The 14,203-nt window shown below is 72.8% G+C and carries 27 protein-coding genes; 10 read left to right on the forward strand and 17 right to left on the reverse strand.

What is annotated here, in order from left to right; genetic code table 11:
• Positions 1 to 4 precede the first annotated feature (4 nt).
• The 17 genes from QMK30_RS26380 to QMK30_RS26460 form a co-directional block, all read right to left on the reverse strand.
• Positions 5 to 247 carry a hypothetical protein gene (locus QMK30_RS26380; protein WP_283520818.1) on the reverse strand — a complete coding sequence of 81 codons (243 nt, stop codon included), beginning with the start codon at positions 245 to 247 and terminating at the stop codon, positions 5 to 7.
• A 113-nt stretch (positions 248 to 360) separates the two neighbouring features.
• The gene (locus QMK30_RS26385; protein ID WP_283520819.1) at positions 361 to 930 is read right to left on the reverse strand and encodes a hypothetical protein; all 570 of its coding nucleotides are present in this window, start codon (positions 928 to 930) and stop codon (positions 361 to 363) included.
• Positions 927 to 1,463 carry a phage tail tube protein gene (locus tag QMK30_RS26390; protein ID WP_283520820.1) on the reverse strand — a complete coding sequence of 179 codons (537 nt, stop codon included), beginning with the start codon at positions 1,461 to 1,463 and terminating at the stop codon, positions 927 to 929. Before QMK30_RS26390 ends, QMK30_RS26385 begins: the two co-directional genes overlap by 4 nt.
• Positions 1,464 to 1,566: 103 nt before the next feature.
• On the reverse strand, positions 1,567 to 2,001 hold the full coding sequence (locus QMK30_RS26395; protein ID WP_283520821.1) for a hypothetical protein: 435 nt from the start codon (positions 1,999 to 2,001) through the stop codon (positions 1,567 to 1,569).
• Positions 1,998 to 2,399: a hypothetical protein gene (locus tag QMK30_RS26400; RefSeq protein WP_283520822.1), complete on the reverse strand. Its 402-nt coding sequence runs from the start codon at positions 2,397 to 2,399 to the stop codon at positions 1,998 to 2,000. Before QMK30_RS26400 ends, QMK30_RS26395 begins: the two co-directional genes overlap by 4 nt.
• Positions 2,396 to 2,824: a DUF6093 family protein gene (locus tag QMK30_RS26405; protein ID WP_283520823.1), complete on the reverse strand. Its 429-nt coding sequence runs from the start codon at positions 2,822 to 2,824 to the stop codon at positions 2,396 to 2,398. The genes QMK30_RS26400 and QMK30_RS26405 overlap by 4 nt, the downstream gene beginning before the upstream one ends.
• Positions 2,821 to 3,204: a hypothetical protein gene (locus tag QMK30_RS26410; protein WP_283520824.1), complete on the reverse strand. Its 384-nt coding sequence runs from the start codon at positions 3,202 to 3,204 to the stop codon at positions 2,821 to 2,823. The genes QMK30_RS26405 and QMK30_RS26410 overlap by 4 nt, the downstream gene beginning before the upstream one ends.
• Before the next feature lie 4 nt (positions 3,205 to 3,208).
• Positions 3,209 to 3,439 carry a hypothetical protein gene (locus QMK30_RS26415; protein WP_283520825.1) on the reverse strand — a complete coding sequence of 77 codons (231 nt, stop codon included), beginning with the start codon at positions 3,437 to 3,439 and terminating at the stop codon, positions 3,209 to 3,211.
• Complete coding sequence (locus QMK30_RS26420; RefSeq protein ID WP_283520826.1) at positions 3,439 to 3,705, reverse strand: hypothetical protein; 267 nt, start codon at positions 3,703 to 3,705, stop codon at positions 3,439 to 3,441. The genes QMK30_RS26415 and QMK30_RS26420 overlap by 1 nt, the downstream gene beginning before the upstream one ends.
• The gene (locus QMK30_RS26425) at positions 3,702 to 4,550 is read right to left on the reverse strand and encodes a hypothetical protein (protein ID WP_283520827.1); all 849 of its coding nucleotides are present in this window, start codon (positions 4,548 to 4,550) and stop codon (positions 3,702 to 3,704) included. The genes QMK30_RS26420 and QMK30_RS26425 overlap by 4 nt, the downstream gene beginning before the upstream one ends.
• A complete protein-coding gene (locus QMK30_RS26430) occupies positions 4,547 to 4,873 on the reverse strand; it encodes a hypothetical protein (RefSeq protein WP_283520828.1) in 327 nt (108 codons plus the stop codon). The genes QMK30_RS26425 and QMK30_RS26430 overlap by 4 nt, the downstream gene beginning before the upstream one ends.
• Before the next feature lie 89 nt (positions 4,874 to 4,962).
• Positions 4,963 to 5,280: a hypothetical protein gene (locus QMK30_RS26435; RefSeq protein WP_283520829.1), complete on the reverse strand. Its 318-nt coding sequence runs from the start codon at positions 5,278 to 5,280 to the stop codon at positions 4,963 to 4,965.
• 2 nt (positions 5,281 to 5,282) lie between these two features.
• The gene (locus tag QMK30_RS26440; RefSeq protein WP_283520830.1) at positions 5,283 to 6,344 is read right to left on the reverse strand and encodes a major capsid protein; all 1,062 of its coding nucleotides are present in this window, start codon (positions 6,342 to 6,344) and stop codon (positions 5,283 to 5,285) included.
• A gap of 13 nt (positions 6,345 to 6,357) precedes the next feature.
• Entirely contained in the window at positions 6,358 to 6,768 is a 411-nt protein-coding gene (locus QMK30_RS26445; protein WP_283520831.1) for a head decoration protein, read from the reverse strand.
• A 116-nt stretch (positions 6,769 to 6,884) separates the two neighbouring features.
• Positions 6,885 to 7,703: a hypothetical protein gene (locus QMK30_RS26450; RefSeq protein WP_283520832.1), complete on the reverse strand. Its 819-nt coding sequence runs from the start codon at positions 7,701 to 7,703 to the stop codon at positions 6,885 to 6,887.
• Between the two features lie 59 nt (positions 7,704 to 7,762).
• A complete protein-coding gene (locus QMK30_RS26455) occupies positions 7,763 to 9,580 on the reverse strand; it encodes a hypothetical protein (protein ID WP_283520833.1) in 1,818 nt (605 codons plus the stop codon).
• 73 nt (positions 9,581 to 9,653) lie between these two features.
• Positions 9,654 to 9,980 carry a hypothetical protein gene (locus tag QMK30_RS26460; RefSeq protein WP_283520834.1) on the reverse strand — a complete coding sequence of 109 codons (327 nt, stop codon included), beginning with the start codon at positions 9,978 to 9,980 and terminating at the stop codon, positions 9,654 to 9,656.
• Positions 9,981 to 10,121: 141 nt separating this feature from the next.
• Between QMK30_RS26460 and QMK30_RS26465 the strand changes: the two genes are divergently transcribed.
• The 10 genes from QMK30_RS26465 to QMK30_RS26510 all read left to right on the forward strand — a co-directional run bounded on the left by QMK30_RS26465 (position 10,122) and on the right by QMK30_RS26510 (position 14,185).
• On the forward strand, positions 10,122 to 10,328 hold the full coding sequence (locus QMK30_RS26465; protein WP_283520835.1) for a hypothetical protein: 207 nt from the start codon (positions 10,122 to 10,124) through the stop codon (positions 10,326 to 10,328).
• A 75-nt stretch (positions 10,329 to 10,403) separates the two neighbouring features.
• Positions 10,404 to 10,625 carry a MarR family transcriptional regulator gene (locus QMK30_RS26470; RefSeq protein ID WP_283520836.1) on the forward strand — a complete coding sequence of 74 codons (222 nt, stop codon included), beginning with the start codon at positions 10,404 to 10,406 and terminating at the stop codon, positions 10,623 to 10,625.
• A 196-nt stretch (positions 10,626 to 10,821) separates the two neighbouring features.
• The gene (locus QMK30_RS26475) at positions 10,822 to 11,031 is read left to right on the forward strand and encodes a hypothetical protein (protein ID WP_283520837.1); all 210 of its coding nucleotides are present in this window, start codon (positions 10,822 to 10,824) and stop codon (positions 11,029 to 11,031) included.
• 85 nt (positions 11,032 to 11,116) lie between these two features.
• Positions 11,117 to 11,314: a DUF4314 domain-containing protein gene (locus tag QMK30_RS26480; protein WP_283520838.1), complete on the forward strand. Its 198-nt coding sequence runs from the start codon at positions 11,117 to 11,119 to the stop codon at positions 11,312 to 11,314.
• 145 nt (positions 11,315 to 11,459) lie between these two features.
• Positions 11,460 to 11,954, forward strand: a complete 495-nt coding sequence (locus QMK30_RS26485) for a hypothetical protein (protein ID WP_283520839.1) — start codon at positions 11,460 to 11,462, stop codon at positions 11,952 to 11,954.
• Positions 11,955 to 12,139: 185 nt separating this feature from the next.
• Complete coding sequence (locus QMK30_RS26490) at positions 12,140 to 12,394, forward strand: hypothetical protein (protein ID WP_283520840.1); 255 nt, start codon at positions 12,140 to 12,142, stop codon at positions 12,392 to 12,394.
• Between the two features lie 17 nt (positions 12,395 to 12,411).
• The gene (locus QMK30_RS26495) at positions 12,412 to 13,080 is read left to right on the forward strand and encodes a hypothetical protein (RefSeq protein WP_283520841.1); all 669 of its coding nucleotides are present in this window, start codon (positions 12,412 to 12,414) and stop codon (positions 13,078 to 13,080) included.
• A 199-nt stretch (positions 13,081 to 13,279) separates the two neighbouring features.
• Positions 13,280 to 13,618 (forward strand): hypothetical protein, encoded by a 339-nt coding sequence (locus QMK30_RS26500; RefSeq protein ID WP_283520842.1) that lies wholly within the window; start codon positions 13,280 to 13,282, stop codon positions 13,616 to 13,618.
• Between the two features lie 147 nt (positions 13,619 to 13,765).
• A complete protein-coding gene (locus QMK30_RS26505; protein WP_283520843.1) occupies positions 13,766 to 13,936 on the forward strand; it encodes a hypothetical protein in 171 nt (56 codons plus the stop codon).
• A 24-nt stretch (positions 13,937 to 13,960) separates the two neighbouring features.
• Positions 13,961 to 14,185, forward strand: a complete 225-nt coding sequence (locus QMK30_RS26510) for a hypothetical protein (protein ID WP_283520844.1) — start codon at positions 13,961 to 13,963, stop codon at positions 14,183 to 14,185.
• The last annotated feature ends 18 nt before the right edge of the window (positions 14,186 to 14,203 follow it).

Below are 14,203 nucleotides of genomic sequence, written 5' to 3' on the forward strand. Positions count from 1 at the left end.
GTGGCTATGTGCGGTGGTCCCGGCGGTGGAGCGCCCGGGTGCGCTGTTCGTGCTGTGCTCGGGGAAGGAGGCCGACCTTCACGCCGTGGCCGTGCGGGCCTTCGGGGACGTGATCGCGCTCGAGGGCGATCAGTTCGCAGCCGGGGCAGCGGCTGGTGGTGCCGATGTAGGCGAACCGGTCACCGCCGCTCTCCTCGTCCCACTCCTCGCCCCGGGTGCCGCACTCGGCGCAGGTGTGGCGCTGCACCTCGCGGTAGGCGAGGGCCTTGGCCCGGTCGGCTGGCGTCCAGGTGCCGTCGCCGGCACCGAGGAAGGTGCTGTGCGGGATGCCCCAGCGGTCGCACAGCTCCAGCTCGGCTCTCAGCTGCGCGTCGGCCCGGAGCCTTTTCCCCAGTCGGACCTCTTGGTGTTCTGCGCGGCGAGGGCGGCCTGGAAGAGTTCCACCCGGTCGGCCATGCCCCAGGTGGCGAGCAGCGCGGCCGCGTCGTCCTCGGTCATCCCGTCGACGCTCGAGGCGGAGATCAGGGCTGCGGGGAAGCTGTCCTCGTTCCAGTCGCTGCCGGACTCGGCCTGTTCCTCGGTGGGCGGGTGTTCCTTGACCAGGTCGCCGAACGCGTCGCCCGGCAGGGCCCGGAAGGTCAGCAGCTCACAGTCCGCCTCGTAGAGGGAGCGTGCCTCTGCCAGGGCGCTCTCGGCGGCCGTGGCTTCCTGCTTGAGGGCCTTGTTGGTCGGGTCGCTGTCGGCGAGCTGGCGGGCGTTGTGCGCGTCGCGGCGGGCTTCCTCGAAGCGGTCGCGGACCTCGGCGTCCTGCCAGAGGTACAGCGGGACCTCGGCGGCCTTGCGGGCGCGGAGGCGGGCCATCTTCTCGGACCAGTGCGCGTCGGCGGCCACCGCGGCGGCCGGCGGCTCGTTGTGCACCGCGGCGCTCACGCGACGGCCTTCTTCGCGGTGTTGACGGTGCCCGCGCCGACGGCCGGGACGGCCAGGCCCTGCTGGGGCCTGCGGGTGATGGTGAACTTCGTCTCGAACTTCGCTGCCTCGTTGTCCGTGGTGTAGGCCGGGGACTGGCTGCCGACGCGGACCGGGAAGACGTCCATGCTCTTGGACGCCGGGATGTCGCCCTTTCGCAGGATGACGACGTTGCCCTCCGTCCCCTTCTTCAGCAGCTCCTCGATCAGGTCGGTGACCTTGTCCTCGTAGAAGGTCAGCGAGCTGTCCTCGGCCTTGTCGCTGCCGGGGATGGAGGAGTCGAAGTCGTCGCCCATGTCCGGCGTCTCGATCGACTGGTTTTCCAGGGTGAAGCCCGAGATGCCGGCGATCGCCGCCGACAGGTTGGTGCCGCCCTCGAGTTCGGTGCGGGTGGCCTTGAGCGTGACGGCGTCGGCGATGGTGGGAAGCCAGAGGAAGACGGAGACGCCGCGCCGGGAGTACTTCTCGACCGGCTTGGCAACAGGCAGTGCCATGGAAGGTGGGCCCCTTGGGTCTGAGCTGGTGTCAGCAGGTCGGCCACCAGGTACTGGTGGCTCGTCCGCGAGGGGCCGCCGCGGTGCGGGAGCGGGCCGGGTATCAGCCGGCCGGGGTCCAGTCGAGCTGGAACCTGATCACATAAGAAACGATAACCGCGCTGGGGTCGGGCTCTGTGCCAGCGTCGAGGTCCAGGTCACGGGCGTAGCAGGCCCAGCCGGGCACGCTCAGGTCGTGCAGCCACGCCCCGCGGGCGTCGCGTCCCAGCACCCCGGTGCGGGCCCTGTCGGCGAGCCACTCGGCCTGTGCGTGCTGCCGGGCCACGCACTCCACCTGGTAGAGGGTGCGGGCGTCCTCGTGCTGGTCGGCGAAGGGCGCTCCGCTCAGGGTGAGCGGCAGGGAGCGCAGCACGGTGTACGGCGGCTCGGCCGGCTTACCGCCGACCAGAGGCAGGGAGCCGGTGCCGCACGGCTTGCCGGTGGCGGCGGCCAGGACGGCGGCCAGCGCGTCGGTGACCGGCCGGCGTTCGAGGATCACAGGGCCCCCAGGGCAGCGGTCGCGACGCGCGCGGCGAAGCCGGGCTGCAACTGGGCGAGCGCCGGGGCGACGTGCGGGAACGGGGGTTGTGCGTACACCCGGCCCAGCGAGTCGGCGCCGTAGAAGCCCAGCTCGAGGCGGCGTCCCTGCGGGGCGAACGTGCCCACGGTCGCGGTCGCCCCGTGACGGCGGGGCACGACCTGGACCTGCCAACTGGCCCGGTAGCGGCCGGTGATGGCGTTGGGTCCGGGCCGGCCGCTGGCCCCGGCCCGGATCAGGGCCTGCAGGACCATCGCCTCGTGCCGTACGGCCAGGGCGGTGGCCGGGCCCACCCGGGCGGCGGCCGCGGCCATCGCCGCGACCAGTTCGTCGGGCTCGGTGAAGCGGCGGTTGGTCACGATGCCCCCGGCGGGTTGGTCTCGTCCAGCCAGGTGACCCGAACCGCGATCACGGTGGACGCCTGCCCGGGCTGGGTGCACCGCCAGGTCCGGCCGATGAGGGCCGGGTCGTAGGCGGCGCGCAGCACGTACACGGTGTCGTCGCGGGCGGCGACCGCGGCGGCGGGCGGGGTGAGGAGCCGATAGGGGGTCTTCGGGTCGTCCTCGTAGGGCTGGCCGGCCACCGGGGCGATGATGCCGGGGGCGGACGTGCCGTCGAGGACCGCGCCGACGCCCTCGTAGACGACGATCGGCGGCGGCTCTTCGAGGTCGCCGGTGGCCGGGTTGAGGACGGGCGGGCCCGCAGGCCGGGTGATGCGGACGGTGTCGCCCATGACGAGCTCTTCGACGAGGACGCCGAGCGCGCGCAGGTCCAGGAGCTTCATGGGGTGCCGCCGGTGGCCCATTCCATGAGCTGGCGCAGCATCGCCGTCGTCAGTTCGGTGGGCGTGCCGTCGAGGTCGTGGCGGTCGAGGGCGGCCTTCTGCAGCGCGGCGGGATCGACGCCGGTGAGGAACGCGGCGATCGCCTCGGCGGGCGGGGCCTCGCTGGCGACGGCGACGTGGGTCATGCCGTCGAAGACGACGCCATCGACCGGCGGCCGGGGGTAGAGCACGAGCAGCGGGACCTGGTTGGCGCGGTGCTCGAGGGTGTAGGCGGCCAGGGAGCCGGAGAGGTCGATGCCGTCGACGGTGACGTTGGCCCGGGCGCCGTCGGTGGAGATCCTCACCTCGCGCGGGTCGTCGGCCAGGGTGCCCTCGGTCATGGTTTCAGTCCTCGTCTTCTTCGTCGTCGAACGGCGGGTCGGGGTCGGTGCGTTCGGTGTCGGAGCTCAGGGAGAAGCCGAACGGCAGGTCCTCCTCCGCGGGCTGTTCCGGGTCGTCGGGCATCCCGTTGAGGAGGCGCAGCGCGGTCGCCTCGGCGGCGGCCAGGGCGGCGGTGTCGTCCTGGGCGAGACGGATGTCGATCTCGCGCCCGCCGGCGCGGACGGTCAGGCGCATCAGGCCGGCCCGGCCTCGGCGCGTTCGGGCCAGTGCCAGGTGCCGCCGGACAGCGGGGCGGAGAGGGCGTGCGGGGTGTCCGACAGGGTGAAGTGCAGGCCCTCGGGGTTGAACACGGCAAGGGCGGCCTGCTCGCCCTCGACGGCCGTGACGATCGCGGCACGGCAGGTGCTGGGGTAGCGGCCGTCCGCGCTGCCGCGGGAGACGTAGTGCACGATGCGCCCGACGGTGGGAGCGGGTATCACGTCGTCGGCGGGGGTGCTCATATCGGCTGGCCTTCCTCGATGGCGGCGGTGTTGAGGTCCGGGCGCGGGATGAACATGCGCAGGCACCCGGGGTGGGCGATGGGGTAGGCCGCGGCCTCCTCGGCCGAGCGGAGGGTGTCGTGCGCGCGGTCGAGTTCGGGGTGGCTGGTCCAGCCGCACTCGGGCCCGTCGGTGACCTGCACCCACCGCGCGTGGAGGTCGGCGGTCGTCGCGGTGAGCGCGCCGGCGTTGGCTGCGGTGACGCTCTGCGCGGTGAAGGCCGCCCGCGCCCAGGACGTCGCCGGGTGGGCGGCGTCGTTGGCGTAGGTGACGGTGCCCAGGCTGTGCCGGGCGGCGAGTTCCGCCGCCACGGTCAGCTCGGGAGCGCGGGCCGCGGCCGCGACGGCCCGCGCGAAGGCTTGTGCCCGGCGGACCACCTCGGCGAAGCGCCGCACCAGGGTCGGGTAGAACGCGGCGGTGACCGTCTTCAGGACGCGCTGGTGGCTGTCGTGCCACACGAAGACGGGCCGCACCTGACGGGGCGCGAGCACGGCCCGGCGCATCGCCTCCTCGGCGCCGAGCCGGTAGCAGCGCGGCAGGTCGACGGCGGCCCAGCGTTCGGCGAGCACGCCGGCGTCCCGGTCAAAGCGGGCGGTGGCGGTGGTGAAGTCCCGCAGGGCGGCGCGGACGGCCGGCGGGACGGTCCGCGAGCGGATGCGGCGGCGCTGGGCGGTGGACAGCGCCCGCACCAGGACCTGCTGGGCGGCGACGAGCTGCTCCCACGAGGCGGTGGCATCGGTGAGGGCCTGGTCGGTCAGCTGGTGCAGGGCCTCGTGATGGGGCTGGGGTACGGCGGGTGTGGTCATCGGCGCGGCCGTTCGTGCAGGTAGAGCACGCCGCCGCCGGTCGGGCTGTCGGGATCGTTCTCGTCGGGGACGGGGGTGGCCGGGTTCTCGAGGTCCTCGATCTGCCGGTCGAGTGCCGCGACGTTCCCCGAGGTGTCGACGGAGACGACCCCGGACAGGGCGACCTTGAGCGGCTGCGCGAGGAGGGTCGCGCGCCGCTCGCGCAGCACCTCGAGCGCCACGGCGCGGGCGGAGTGCAGCCGGGCGTAGCGCAGGTCGAGGTCGGCGGTGTCGGTGGCGGGGCCGAGGAGGGCCAGCAGCCAGCGGCGCAGCGTGTCGTCCACGGGAGGGCCCCAAGTCGTGGTCGGTGGTGGGGTGTCCGGTACGGGCCGAAGAGGACGGCCCGGCCCGTACCGGACGGATCGGGGCCGGCCTACTCGTCGGCCGGCTTGGCCGGGCGGCGGGCGCGCGGCTTCTTCTCCGCCTCCGCGGGCACCTCGGCCGGGGCGGCCGGGGTGGCGGGCGGGGTCGGTTCGGCCGGGGCGGCCGGCTCCTGCGACGGCGCGGGGTCCGGAGCGGGATCCGGCTCCCCTTCGTCGTCGTCGGGGCCGGGCGCCTCGCTGCCCTCCCACGCGGAGGGCGTCAGGATGAGCGCGGCCAGGCGCGGCTCCGGCTCGGTGCCGGCCTCGCAGGTGACCCACTGGAATGTCTCGGGGTCCTTGACGTAGACGGTCGCGATGAGTCGGGGCACGCTCACCACACCCGGGCGGCGATGTGGATGTCCGGCACGTACAGCACCGGCATCGCGGCGGCGGCGACCTTGGTCCAGACGGTGACCGGGTCGTCGGTGTATCCGTGGGTGACGACGATGCCCGGGGCGTCCTGGCGCAGGATGGCCGGGTTGGTGCCGCGCGAGAGGACGAGGGACTCGGCGGTGACGCCGTACTGCGTCTCGCCCCACTGGCGGACGTTGGGCGGCACCATCAGCCACAGGTTGTCGGGCAGGACCGTGGGGTTCGTGCCGTCGTCGAGCGGGATCTGCACGTCGTAGACGACGATCGGCGGCAGGCCGTAGCGCGCCCGCACCGCGTCGACCTCGTTGGGGGCCAGGACGGCGGTGGGGATCTGCGAGCCGAGGAGCGCGCCGTAGTACGCGGCGCGGTAGCTCTTGTTGCCGGCCAGCAGCGCCTTCGCCTTGAAGGAGGTGAAGATCCGGGCGGGCAGCGGCGCGCGGGCGTCGCGCAGGACCTGGATCCACCGCATCTCGTCCGCCAGGGCGTCGGCGTCCGGGTTGGTCCACGGCACCGGCGCGGAGGGCATGTGCGAGGCGGGGACCTGCGCGTCGTACTCGATGAACAGGTTGTTCTCGCCCTGCAGGGTGAAGCGGCCGTCGGAGAGCAGGTCGCCCGCGGCCAGCTCCAGGCGGGAGCGGACGGACAGGACGTGCGCGGCGACGTCGTCGTAGACCGCCTGGACGAGGTCGTCGCTGTTCGCGCCGCGGTCCGCGTCGAGGAGGATCTGCTCCATCTCTCCCACGATGTACTTCTGGCCGACCGGCGGGAGCTTGCCCTCGGTCTCGATCATCGTGATCTCGCGGGAGGCGACCGGAGTCGTCGCGTCCCAGGCGCGGTACTTGGCCGCCGGCACCCGGCGGTTGGTCCGCTTGACCCGCCACTTGACGGTGTTGAGCGCGATCTCGGGGAGCACGCTGCGGGTCAGCTCGTAGTCCTCCGGCGAGGGAATCGCGCGGCTGAACGCGTTGATGTCCGTCGGAGTCAGGTCGCGGAGCAGGAGCTCCAGCATGTCGTTGGGCATGGGTGGCTCCCTCTCAGGCCGCGTACGTGACGGAGGCGGTGGTCTTGGCGATGGCGCCCGTGTCGAACGGGACGGGCAGCTTGGCCGGGGCGATCAGGCCGTGGACGCGCAGGGCCGCGCCGATGCGTGTGGCGCCGACCCCGAAGGCGGTCTCGGTGTCGAGGAAGCCGGCGAGGACCTCGTGGCCGTCGGTGGCCGCCGGGTTGTAGGGCTCGTAGAGCTGGCTGGTGGCGTTCCGGGCCAGCGGCAGACCGGACTTGAAGTGGGCCTCGACGGTCTTGATGCCGCGCACCCAGTGGGTGGTCTCGGCGAACTTCGCGACGTCGAGGGTGATCGTCTGGTTGGTCTCGGTGCCGTGGCCGGACAGCAGCCAGGGGCGGCCGACCTGCAGACGCTGGGTGGTGGTGATCGGCTGGATATCCATGCCGGGGGTCCTCCCGAGGACGGGGCGCAACGGAAATGCGGAGCACCGGTGCGGTGCCGTCCACGGGGAGGAGAAGGGTGGGCGTGGTCCCAGGGGTGGTGCGGTGGGGCTGTTGGTCAGGCCGCGTCGTCGGCGGGGAACATCCGGGCCGCCATGGCGCGTCCGGCGTCACCGGGCTTGCCGGCCGGGGTCTGGCGCTGCGGCGGTCCGCCGGCCGGGGAGCCGGACGGGGCGGGCGGCGCGGCGGGCTTGAGGGGTTCGCCGGGAACACCGAACAGCAGCGGCCGGCGCTTCTTGAGGGCGTCGGCGGCCTTGCTGACGGCGGCCTCGTCCGCGTCCGGGTCGCCGTCCAGTGCCTTGTTCAGCAGGAGCAGCGCGTCCTCGAGGTCCTGGCCGGTCGCGCCGAGGGAGACGAGCTGGGAGCTGCGGGCCGCTTCCTGCAGCCGGGCGTCGGCGGCGGCCGCGGCCTTCTCGGCGGCGGCTTCCCGCGCCGCGATGGCCTGCTCCCGCTGCGTGAACTCGGCCTCGCGGCGCTGCTCGTCGGACAGCTGGGCGTCCTTGAGCTTCTTGGCGTCAAGCAGCACCTGCTTGAGCGCGGTGGCGTCGACGCTCTCCGGGTCGAGTCCGGCCTCGGAGGCCAGGGCGCGCAGCGCGGCCTGCCGGCCCTGGTCCTTCTCCCTCGTCAGGAGGAGGTTCATGCGCTTCTGGGTGACCGTGACGGTCTCTTCGTCCTCGCCGCCCTCGCCCTCGGGCGTCTTGCGCTCGAGGACGTCCTTGGGCGTGGGAGTGGGAGCCGGCGCGGCCGGGTTGGGGGTCGGGTTGGGGTTCGGGTCGTCCTCGCCGGAACCACCAGCGATGACGTGCACCGGGCGGCCGGCGACGTAGCCGACGATCGCTCCGGGGACCGGACGGGGTCGAGGGGTGCTGCGGTGCATGCGGTCGAGTCCTCCACCGATGGGCGCCCCCGCGCCACTTACGAGTTTAGGGGTGATCTTCACTGCTGCTGTCCCGCGTCGCGTTCGGCGTCGGGCTCCTGGCCGTCGGGGAGGACGGGCACCGGGACCTGCTCGGGTGCCTGGCCCTTGAGTCCGAGGTAGTCGCGTACGGCCTCGGCGTCGCCGGTGGCGTCGGCCAGCGCGCCGGCCTGGGTGAAGGCCCGGGCCTGGATCCGTTCGATCTCGTCGGGGATGTCCTCGATGGGCCAGCCGCCCTCGACGAGCATGCGCAGCGCGGTCTCCAGGGAGATGAGGTTGGCCGTGTACGCGGTGGAGACCTCCTCGAGGACTCCGGCCCGGTCGGTGGGGGTGTAGGCGCCCATGACGATGGTCGCGGGCTGGACGTTGCGGCCGATCCAGCCGGGGGCCTGTCCGGCGATAAACAATCGCTGAACGAACTTCAGCATCAGCATGTATTTGTGCCGGCGGGCCAGGCGCATGCCCGCGATCAGCTTGTCGAGCGGGCCGAGGCTGAGCCGCAGGGCGTACCCGGAGGGCATCTGTGCGGGGTCCTGGGTGCCCAGCGCCACGGCGGGCAGCCGCAGGTTGACCGCGGCCCGGTCGCGCAGGGACTCCACGGTGGTGAGGAGCTGGGCGAGTTGCGGCGCGGTGTTCAGGACGTCCATCCGGCCGCCGTCGGCGAGCTTGAAGACCATGCCGGGGCCGGCCTCGATGTCGGAGCGGGTGTCCTGCAGGCCGGACACCGAGATGATCGGCGAGCCGGTGGTGGCCGAGGCGCGGGCCGCGTCGGTGTCGGAGGCCGCGAGCTCGTCCATGATCTGAAGGACCCGGGCCAGGGAGGGGCGGCCCCAGTGTTCCTCCGCGGCCGGGACCGTGTTGGGCAGGTGGATGACCGGCACGAAGTCGATCATCAGGTCGAGGGCGTTGAGGACCTCGCAGTCCTCCCGCTGGGCGAACATCGCCTTGTCCGTGGGCAGGTCGTCGATGTCGCTGGTGCGCTCGAGGTCCTCCAGCAGCCACACCGCGTCGGTGAGGTAGCAGGTGTAGGGCGAGGGAGCGTCGTTCCAGGGGTACTGCCGCAGGATGCCGCCGGCGTCGTCGAGCGTGTCGCCGGGGGTGAGCAGCGGGGCGTCGGGCTCGCCGACGAAGGTGCGCAGCGGCCGGCCGATCCGGTCGGTGGCGGAGACGGTGGCCGGGGCGATGGGGCCGAGTTCGTAGGTGACGCGGCGCAGCCGGTCCTTGAGCCCGCGCTTGGGGTCTGCCGCCAGTTCCCAGGCGAAGTGGACGCGACGGGGGAACTCCCCGTCGTCGTCGAGGACGGGGAAGTAGAAGCCGGGGTCGACGGCCCGCACGGTCGGCCGGCCCTTGCCCGGCTCCCAGGAGAGCCGGTACACCGCGTCGCCGAGGCTGACGGCCTTGCGCTCGCCCTGCTGCATCCGCATCGCGAGCTGCTCGTCCTCGGCCCACTGGAGCAGGTCCTCCTGGACCGCGCTGGCCTCGGCCGCCTCTGGGCTGGTGTCGTCCTCGTCGTGGTCGGCGCCGTCGACCACGATGTGCTGTTCGTCGCCCAGGACGTCGGCGGTGATGGCGTCGACGAAGGTCGCCGGGTCGCCGAACTCGCGGCGCTCGCGGGCCTCGGGGCCGTCGCGCACCTCCGCCAGCTCGCCGGCCTGGTTGTTGTCGTAGGCGGCCAGCACGGTGTAGGCGGACAGGCGGCGGGTGTCGTCGTCGGGTACCCAGGTGGCGTGCGCGCCGGGGAAGGCGCGGCGGTCGGGGCCGCCGAGGTGGGGGTCGGCGTACACGGGCTTGAAGTTCAGCCAGCCCCAGGCGTCGACGAGAAATTGGCGCAGGCCCACTTCGTCCCTCCGGACAGTCGGCCCCGCGCCGTGATCAAGGGTATCGGCGCGGGGCCGCCCGGCCCGGTGGGCGTCAGTGCTGGCGGGCGGCCTCGGAGGCCGCGACCCACTCGGTCTTGCTGAACTCGTAGTGGGTGACGCCGGCGTTGCGCTTGCCCTGGTCGTGGGCCTCTTTCGCCTCGCCCCAGGCGGCGGCGTAGTCGGCGGTCGGGGTGCCGCGGCCGCCGTCCCAGCGCGGTACGTAGTGGGGGCCGGCCGGGACGGTCGTGGTGTTCAGCCGCTCGACTTCGGCGAGCAGGCGGGCCACGTCGCGGCGCAGCTGCTCGCCGTCGCGGCTCTGGTACTGCCCGGCGCGGATCTCCGCCAAGTCGGCTGCGGCGAGGGGCTGGTGTGCGGTCATCGCGGTCTCCCTGAATCGGTGGGCTCCATCACTTCCCACAATACAACACGACGTTGTATTGTGGGAAGCAGCAGAGAGCAACGCAACGTTGTATGGTCAGCGCCGGAGAGGTGGCTCGCCCCCGGCGCAGGAGGAGGAACCGTGTCCGAGGCACCCCAGTACCCGGAGGTCGCCGTGCAGCTCAGCGGCGAGGACGGCAACGTCTACAGCGTGATCGGCCGCGTGCAGGGAGCACTGCGCAAGGCCGGGCACCGCGACGCCGCCACCGAGTTCAGCCAGGCCGCGCGCGCCGCGCAGTCGTACGACGAGGTGCTCCAGCTCGCCATGCGCACCGTGGACGTGAGCTGACCTCCCCACCCCCCAGAGTGGGGGCCGGCGCGCGGCCCCCACGCCATCGTGGCAGACCCAGGAAGGACCCCCGACATGAGCAGCAAGCCGAAGGAACTGTGGGACTACGCGAGGATCGCGGAAGAGACCGGGCTCAAGGTCCCCACCCTGCGCTTCTACAAGAAGACCGGGCGCATGCCAGCGCCGGACGAGCAGCCCGCCCCGGACCGCCCGCGCTGGTACCCGGCGACCATCACCACGTGGATGGCGAACCGTCCGGGCCGAGGCGCCCGCACGGACCTGAAGGGCGACAAGTAGCCCGTCCCCCGCTCCCCCGTCCCGTCCGCCGCGCCCCCCGCTCTCCGCAGCCGGGGGCGCGCGGCGCGTCCGGGGCCGGCCGAAGTCCGCCGAGGAAGATCACGAATCCCCTTCCATCCTTACAACGTCGCGTTGTATAGTTGATCTAGAAGGGACGGACACCCGGCCCGGACCGGACACGAAGAGGGAGCACCAGATGTCACGCGAGATGACCGTCGCCGACCTGATCGAGCAGCTCGAGCGACTGGACCCGGAGGCGAAGATCCGGGCGGCGACCCAGCCGAGCTACCCCTTCGAGTACCTGATCGGCGAGCTCGCCGAGACCGACGGCACCTGCTGGATCGGCATGGGCGACCAGGTCGGCTACCTGCCCGACGACGCGCGGGAGGCGCTCGGCTGGGGCTGACCGGCGAGTACCTGGCGGCCCGCCCCGAGGCAAGCGGGGCGGGCCGCCCCCTTCGCACCCAACACCGCGACGCAGGAGGCATGAGATGTACAACCCCGGAGACCGCGTGGAGCTGGTCGTTACCACCGACCCCCACACCGCCCTGACCCCCGGCGACCAGGGCGCGGTGCGGGCCCTGCACCCGGCGGACCGCCTCGGCGGGCGGCGCCTCGACGTGAACTGGGACTCGGGCTCGCGCCTGACGCTGCTCATCGACGAGGGCGACCAGGTCCGCCCGGCCTAGCCGGCGCTGCGCCCCCGGTTCCGCCGGGGGCGCAGCGCGCAGGTGTTCAGAACAAGATCACTAAAGCCCTTCCAACCTTACAATGTAGCGTTGTAAGGTTGGAAGGGGAGGCCGGGACCGCCGGCCACGAGGGGAGGAACCCACGATGTTCACGGTCAGCCTGAACCTGAACGACTACGGACTGCCGGCCAACGACCCGCTGACGATCCACGGCATCGGCGCCTGGGTGTACGGCACGACCAGCATCCGGTACTCCTTCCACGACCCGGCCATCCACTTCCCCGACTCGGACTGCCCGGTGACCGGCGTCCTGCTGATCGACCGGTACATGGACCCGGCCTACCGGGACGACCCCGCCTCGTACGACTTCGACGACGAGCCCGCGGTCTCGGTCAGCCTCGGCGACCCGAAGGCCGACGACGTGCACGACCAGATGGTGGAGGTCGGGGACTGGGGCCTCACCGGGTACGTGGTGTGCAGCGACCTGTACCTCAACCCGGGCCCGCACCCCGACTTCGCCGACCGGTACCCCTTCGCCGCCAAGGTCGGGCTCGACGCGCCGACCTACTTCGTAGCCTCCAGCCTGCTGCGGGCCGCCGCCGACGACTACGTACGGCGGTGGAAGACCACGAACGTGTAGCCCTGCGCCCCGGCCCCGCAGCCGGGGCGCAGCCCGTGCCGGCCCTTGGTGCGCGGCCCCCGACAACGGCCTGACCTCCCTTCTCTTCTCCGAAAGATCGGCGTCATGACTTCCAACCTTACAGCGTCGCGTTGTATAGTTGGGGAGCAAGGACGGACCGGCAAGTACACGCAGAGGAGCAGGACATGGACATCGACCAGGCCACCGCGGACCGGGTCTTCGAGGCCGCCCGCACGGCGACCTTCCGCCGGACCAACCTGGGCCTCCACGCCCAGGTGAACGACGGCGGCTACACCTACTTCGTCGAGGCCGGGGGCACCTTCCTGGCCAGCATCGACGGCCGGGAGGGCTACGGCGGCACCGAGCACGCATTCGCCAACGCCACCCCCGAGCAGGACCGGGCGCTGCGCGCGACGATCGCCGCCCAGGCCGCCAAGTAGCCGCACGCGGAGGGGGCTTGCCCTGGGGCAAGCACGGCAAGCCCCCTCCGCCGCCGGACCCCACCGCCGAGGAGGACCCCGTGTCGATCACCTTCACCGCCGCCCACCGCCCGCCCGTCGGCTACGCCGTCACCTGCGGCTGCGACGGGGCCACCGTGCGCGCGCCGCGCTTCGGCGACTACAGGGACGCCCTGGCCGCCGCCGACCGCGCCAGCGCCGCCGGGACGCGGGATGCGCTGCCCGGCTGCGACCTGCCGGAGACCTGCCCCGAGTACCCGCTGCACGCCGAGGACGTCGACCCCGACGGGCCGGTGCCGTGGGTGAACTTCTCGAACGTCAACGCGATCGGCGTGCTCGAGGCCCTGGGCTTCCCGGTCCAGCCGGGACCACAGGACGAGGCGTGCGACGCGCTCGAGGACGGCCTGCCCCTCGAGGCGGACGGCCCGGGGGTGGTCATCCCGATCGCGGTGGTCGACGCGTGCGGGGAGCTGCCCGCCGAGGACTTCCGGGGCCGGGTCCTGACCGCCCTGGGCCTGGCCCCGGAGGACCCGGGCAGGCCGGACATCCGACTCGGCCGCACCCTGCTCCTCGGCCGCCCCGCCGGGTACCTGCAGCGGCGGCTGACGGAGCTGCACGCCCTGGCCGACTGGTGCGCCGCACACGGCCGCGACGTGGCCTGGCACTGACCCGGTCCGCCCCGCTTGCCCCGGGGCGGACCGCCGCGCCACACGGCCCGCCCGCGCCGCCGGCCGTGCGGCCACACCTCTCACCAGCGCTTTTTCTTCATGAAGAGTGCCCACACGACTTCCAACATTACAACGTGACGTTGTATAGTTGATCTCGGAAGGGCGGGGAAGCCGCCCGGACGAGACCGAGGAGAACCGCATGACCACCACCTGGCGCCGCACCCGGATCAGCAGCCGCTTCGCCCACCGGGACATCGCCGAGGACTTCGGCCCGGTCGCCGACCTCGACGCCGACGAGCGCGCCTGGCGCCGCGAGGCCCTCGCCGCCGCCTTCACCGGCTACCGCGACGACCGCCTGATGGGGGTCGGGGGGACCTGGCGCGAGGCCCTCCAGGACGCGGCCGCCACCGGCCGGATCGACCTGGCCGAGCACGACGGCGACCTGACGGTCGCGTACGACAACCTCCTGCACGGCGCGATCTGGGAGTTCGTACGGACGCCCGAGGGCATCGCGATACTCGACACCTGCGCGGCGTAGCGAGCAGCCACCGGCCGCCCCACCCAGGGGCGGCCGGAGCCCGTTTCCGCCCCGACGAAGATCGCGAAACCCCTTCCCACGCTACAACGCACCGTTGTAAAGTAGGGGGGTAAGGACAAGCCGCCGACCACGAGGGGCGAGAACGAGATGGCGCTCATGATGACCCGCCGGGGCAAGCGGCGCGACTACTGCTGCCACGGCCACAACCCCAAGGAACTGGACCACGGCACCGAGCGCGCCCGCGAGGGCCGCGAGTGGCGCCGAGAGGAGGCCGAGGCGCTCGCCGAGGCCACCGCGAACGCGACCGACGACGACTGAACGACCACGTGGAAGGAGAAGGGCATGGCCCTCTACCTGCTCAAGGAGCTCAACCCCGCGACCGGCCGCATCTTCCAGGACGACGACACCACCTCGTACTACGACGACGACGACTTCGACGGCGACGCGCACCCCGCCGCCATGAACGGGTACAACCTGCGCGTCGCGCAGGACGACCTGAACTGGGGACCGGGCAGCGGCGCGAAGCGCTGGACCCTCCTCAAGCTCAGCCCCAAGGCGGCCAAGTAGCCGACCCCGGCCCCGCAC

It is taken from the genome of Streptomyces sp. H27-C3 (assembly GCF_030063415.1).
Classification (GTDB): domain Bacteria; phylum Actinomycetota; class Actinomycetes; order Streptomycetales; family Streptomycetaceae; genus Streptomyces.

What these genes read in the sequence shown, in the direction of transcription:
- QMK30_RS26390 (WP_283520820.1), bottom strand. Translation starts at nt 1,463, where the DNA reads ATGGCACTGCCTGTTGCCAAGCCGGTCGAGAAGTACTCCCGGCGCGGC.
- QMK30_RS26405 (WP_283520823.1), bottom strand. Translation starts at nt 2,824, where the DNA reads ATGAAGCTCCTGGACCTGCGCGCGCTCGGCGTCCTCGTCGAAGAGCTC.
- QMK30_RS26410 (WP_283520824.1), bottom strand. Translation starts at nt 3,204, where the DNA reads ATGACCGAGGGCACCCTGGCCGACGACCCGCGCGAGGTGAGGATCTCC.
- QMK30_RS26415 (WP_283520825.1), bottom strand. Translation starts at nt 3,439, where the DNA reads ATGCGCCTGACCGTCCGCGCCGGCGGGCGCGAGATCGACATCCGTCTC.
- QMK30_RS26420 (WP_283520826.1), bottom strand. Translation starts at nt 3,705, where the DNA reads ATGAGCACCCCCGCCGACGACGTGATACCCGCTCCCACCGTCGGGCGC.
- QMK30_RS26425 (WP_283520827.1), bottom strand. Translation starts at nt 4,550, where the DNA reads ATGACCACACCCGCCGTACCCCAGCCCCATCACGAGGCCCTGCACCAG.
- QMK30_RS26440 (WP_283520830.1), bottom strand. Translation starts at nt 6,344, where the DNA reads ATGCCCAACGACATGCTGGAGCTCCTGCTCCGCGACCTGACTCCGACG.
- QMK30_RS26445 (WP_283520831.1), bottom strand. Translation starts at nt 6,768, where the DNA reads ATGGATATCCAGCCGATCACCACCACCCAGCGTCTGCAGGTCGGCCGC.
- QMK30_RS26450 (WP_283520832.1), bottom strand. Translation starts at nt 7,703, where the DNA reads ATGCACCGCAGCACCCCTCGACCCCGTCCGGTCCCCGGAGCGATCGTC.
- QMK30_RS26460 (WP_283520834.1), bottom strand. Translation starts at nt 9,980, where the DNA reads ATGACCGCACACCAGCCCCTCGCCGCAGCCGACTTGGCGGAGATCCGC.
- QMK30_RS26470 (WP_283520836.1), top strand. Translation starts at nt 10,404, where the DNA reads ATGAGCAGCAAGCCGAAGGAACTGTGGGACTACGCGAGGATCGCGGAA.
- QMK30_RS26475 (WP_283520837.1), top strand. Translation starts at nt 10,822, where the DNA reads ATGTCACGCGAGATGACCGTCGCCGACCTGATCGAGCAGCTCGAGCGA.
- QMK30_RS26480 (WP_283520838.1), top strand. Translation starts at nt 11,117, where the DNA reads ATGTACAACCCCGGAGACCGCGTGGAGCTGGTCGTTACCACCGACCCC.
- QMK30_RS26485 (WP_283520839.1), top strand. Translation starts at nt 11,460, where the DNA reads ATGTTCACGGTCAGCCTGAACCTGAACGACTACGGACTGCCGGCCAAC.
- QMK30_RS26490 (WP_283520840.1), top strand. Translation starts at nt 12,140, where the DNA reads ATGGACATCGACCAGGCCACCGCGGACCGGGTCTTCGAGGCCGCCCGC.
- QMK30_RS26500 (WP_283520842.1), top strand. Translation starts at nt 13,280, where the DNA reads ATGACCACCACCTGGCGCCGCACCCGGATCAGCAGCCGCTTCGCCCAC.
- QMK30_RS26505 (WP_283520843.1), top strand. Translation starts at nt 13,766, where the DNA reads ATGGCGCTCATGATGACCCGCCGGGGCAAGCGGCGCGACTACTGCTGC.
- QMK30_RS26510 (WP_283520844.1), top strand. Translation starts at nt 13,961, where the DNA reads ATGGCCCTCTACCTGCTCAAGGAGCTCAACCCCGCGACCGGCCGCATC.